The organism is Mesorhizobium sp. M7A.F.Ca.ET.027.03.2.1 (assembly GCF_003999175.1).
GTDB lineage: Bacteria > Pseudomonadota > Alphaproteobacteria > Rhizobiales > Rhizobiaceae > Mesorhizobium.
In genome coordinates, this window is sequence record NZ_RZOM01000719.1 from 1 (window position 1) to 3,236 (window position 3,236).

Consider the following 3,236-nt stretch of genomic DNA (forward strand, 5'->3'; position numbering starts at 1 on the left):
CAGGAACTGCGCGTTGCCGCCTTCCTGCCAGGCCGGCGGCGTCAGGAAGAAGTCGCGGAACTGATCGTCCGGCGAATGGGGCGCCAGCAGCGGCGCGAAGATGGCGATCAGGATCAGCAGCGCAAAGACGAAGAGCCCGATCACCGCGCCCTTGTTGACGGAGAAGTAATGCCAGAACTCGCCGAACATCTGCAGCCTGGCGTCCTGCGGCTTGACGACGGTCGCGGCTTCGATGGTGGCTGGGCCTTCGTTGCTCATGTCAGTTGGCCCGGATGCGTGGGTTGATGACGGCGTAGAGCACGTCGACGATGAGGTTCACCGACATGACGATCAGCGCGATCAAAAGCAACCCGCCCTGCACGGTGAAATAGTCGCGCTTGGAAATGGCGTCGATCATCCATTTGCCGATGCCGGGCCAGGAGAAGATGCTCTCGGTCAGGATGGCGCCGGTCAAAAGCGTGCCGACCTGCAGGCCGATGGTGGTGACGACCGGGATCAGCGCGTTGCGGAAGGCATGCAGGCCGATGACGCGGCGCGGCGCCAGGCCCTTGGCACGCGCGGTGCGGACATAGTCCTCACCCAGCACTTCGAGCATCGCCGAGCGCGTCTGCCTGGCGATGACTGCGAGCGGGATAGTGCCGAGCACGATCGTGGGCAGGACGAGGTGCGACAGTGCCGAGCGGAATGCGCCCTTCTGGCCCGAGATCAGCGAATCGATGGTCATGAAACCGGTCACCGGCTTGAAGAAATAGAGAAGGTCGATGCGGCCGGAAACCGGCGTCCAGTGCAGCGTGCCGGAGAAGACGATGATCAGCAGCAGGCCCCACCAGAAGATCGGCATGGAATAGCCCGCCAGCGCCGTGCCCATCGTCAGCTGATCGAACCAGGAACCGCGACGGATGGCGGCGAAGATGCCGGCGGCGACACCCAGGATGACGGCAAAGATCATGGCGAAGATGGCGAGTTCGACCGTTGCCGGGAAGCGCACCAGGAAATCCTTCAGCACCGGCGTCTTGGTGGAAAACGAGGTGCCGAAATCACCGCTGAGGATGTTGGTCAGATAGGTCAGATATTGTTGCCAGATCGGCAGGTCGAAACCGAACTGGTGCATCAGCGCCGTGTGGCGTTCGGGCGACAGGCCGCGTTCGCCCGCAAGCACCAGCACCGGATCACCGGGCAGGATGCGCACGAAGCCAAAGGCGAGGATGGTTATCCCGATGAAGGTCGGGATGATGAGGGCGAGCTTGCCGAGGATATAACGCAGCATGGCGGGCGAGTGGGGGCGTCACCATATGGTGGCGCCCCCGTTTCGCAACCTTATTCGGCGATATCGACGCCGTCGAAGCGGTGGATACCGAGCGGATCCATCGCAAAGCCGGTGACGGTCTTCTGCATCGGCATGAACACCTTGGAGTGAGCGAGCGTCGCCCAGGGTGCCTGTTCCTTGAAGATGACCTGTGCCTGTTCATAGAGCTTGGTGCGCTCGGCCTGATCCGAAACGGTCTTGGCCTTGTTGATGAGCGCATCGAAGTCCTTGTTGCACCATTCCGCGCGGTTGTTCGAACCGACGGAAGCGCAGCTCAGGAGCACGCCGAGGAAGTTGTCCGGATCGCCATTGTCGCCGGTCCAGCCGACGATGACGGCGCCGTCGTGATCGACCGCGGAAGCGCGCTTGAGGTATTCACCCCAATCATAGCTGACGATCTCGACGGTGACGCCGACCTTGGCGAAGTCCGCCTGGATCAGCTCGGCGGTACGGCGCGCGTTCGGCATATACGGGCGCGACACCGGCATGGCCCAGACGTTCATCTTGAGGTCCTTGACGCCGGCCTCTTCAAGCAGCTTCTTGGCTGCATCCGGATCGTAAGGATCGTCCTTCACTTCCTTGTTGTAGGACCACATGGTCGGCGGGATCGGATTGATCGCCACCTGGCCGGCGCCCTGGAAGACGGCGTCGATGATGGCCTTCTTGTTGATGGCCATGTTGAGCGCCTTGCGGACGCGCACGTCGTCGAACGGCTTCTGCTGGGTGTTGTACATCAGCGCGCCGACATTGAGGCCTTCCTGCTCCTCGACCTTCAGGTTCGGATCGGCCTGCAGGCCTGCGATGTCGGCCGGTGCCGGGTACGACATGATGTTGCATTCGCCGGCCTTGAGCTTCTGCGCGCGCACCGCCGGATCGGTGGTGATGGCGAAGACCAGATCGTCGATCTTCTGCTTGCCGCCCCAATAGTCCGGGTTGGCCTTGTAACGGATGGCGGCGTCGGTCTGGTAGTCGACGAAGATGAACGGACCGGTGCCGATCGGCTTCTGGTTGAACAGCTCAGGCGTCTTGTCGGCCTGCAGCTTGTCGGCATATTCCTTGGAGACGACCGAAGCGAAATCCATGCCCAGCGTTGGAATGAAAGTGATCGCCGGCTCCTTGAGGGTGAACTTCACCGTCAGGTCGTCGACCTTCTCGACCTTGGCGATGTTTTCGCCGAACTGGTCATTGTAATACTGGTATGCAATGCCCGGAATGTACTGAAACCAAGGGCCGTTCTTGTCGACCTGGCGTTCGAACGAGAACACCACGTCGTCAGCGTTGAAGTCGCGCGTCGGGGTGAAATAGTCGGTCGCGGCGAACTTGACGCCCTTGCGCAGCTTGAAGACATATTCCTTGCCATCGTCGGAGATCGTCCAGCTCTCGGCCAGGCCCGGCGAGGTCGTCGTCTTGCCGTGATCGAATTCGACAAGGCGGTTGAAGACGGTGCGCGATGACGCGTCGAACGTCTGGCCTGCGGTATACGGCGCCGGATCGAAACCCTCCGGCGAAGCTTCCGCGCAGTAGACCAGAGTTTTCGCATTGGCCACGCCGCCCAGGACGCTTGCAGCCAGCAACGCGGCTGCAAAAGTCAGCTTCTTATTCATTGAGCACTCCCTGATGTTCTTCCAAGCCCCTCTATCAGGCTCGCGAAGCGCGCATATAAGCACCGTTTTTCCGGCTTTGGAACACCCCGTTTGCTTACCCCGCGGGAAGCAGGAAAAAAATCCGCTATTTTGCCAAATTGGAGAAAAAATTAGCAGTTTCTTCCATTCACGAGATTATTAACAACCGAATTTTTTTATTGATCGCCAAGCTGACGATATAATGTTCCCCGCGCTTCCGAGCGGCCGAGGGATGCGCCAGAACACCGTTTGGCAGCGCTGGCGGCGGCAAGGACTTTCGACGGCAAATCTTTCGCCGTGTTGCCGCA

General features: G+C 60.5%; 2 protein-coding genes and 1 pseudogene. All 3 read right to left on the reverse strand.

Translation table 11 applies throughout. From position 1 onward, the window contains the following. Positions 1-189 (reverse strand): annotated as a pseudogene (locus EN750_RS25570) (dipeptide ABC transporter permease DppC); the annotation flags it as partial. Positions 190-259: 70 nt separating this feature from the next. Next, on the reverse strand, positions 260-1,267 hold the full coding sequence (locus EN750_RS25575; RefSeq protein ID WP_127398204.1) for an ABC transporter permease subunit: 1,008 nt from the start codon (positions 1,265-1,267) through the stop codon (positions 260-262). A gap of 50 nt (positions 1,268-1,317) precedes the next feature. Further along, positions 1,318-2,910 carry an ABC transporter substrate-binding protein gene (locus tag EN750_RS25580; RefSeq protein ID WP_127330705.1) on the reverse strand — a complete coding sequence of 531 codons (1,593 nt, stop codon included), beginning with the start codon at positions 2,908-2,910 and terminating at the stop codon, positions 1,318-1,320. Positions 2,911-3,236: the final 326 nt, after the last annotated feature.

Bases quoted from the DNA above. Each gene is read 5' to 3' on its own strand.
- EN750_RS25575 (WP_127398204.1), bottom strand. From the start codon at position 1,267: ATGCTGCGTTATATCCTCGGCAAGCTCGCCCTCATCATCCCGACCTTC.
- EN750_RS25580 (WP_127330705.1), bottom strand. From the start codon at position 2,910: ATGAATAAGAAGCTGACTTTTGCAGCCGCGTTGCTGGCTGCAAGCGTC.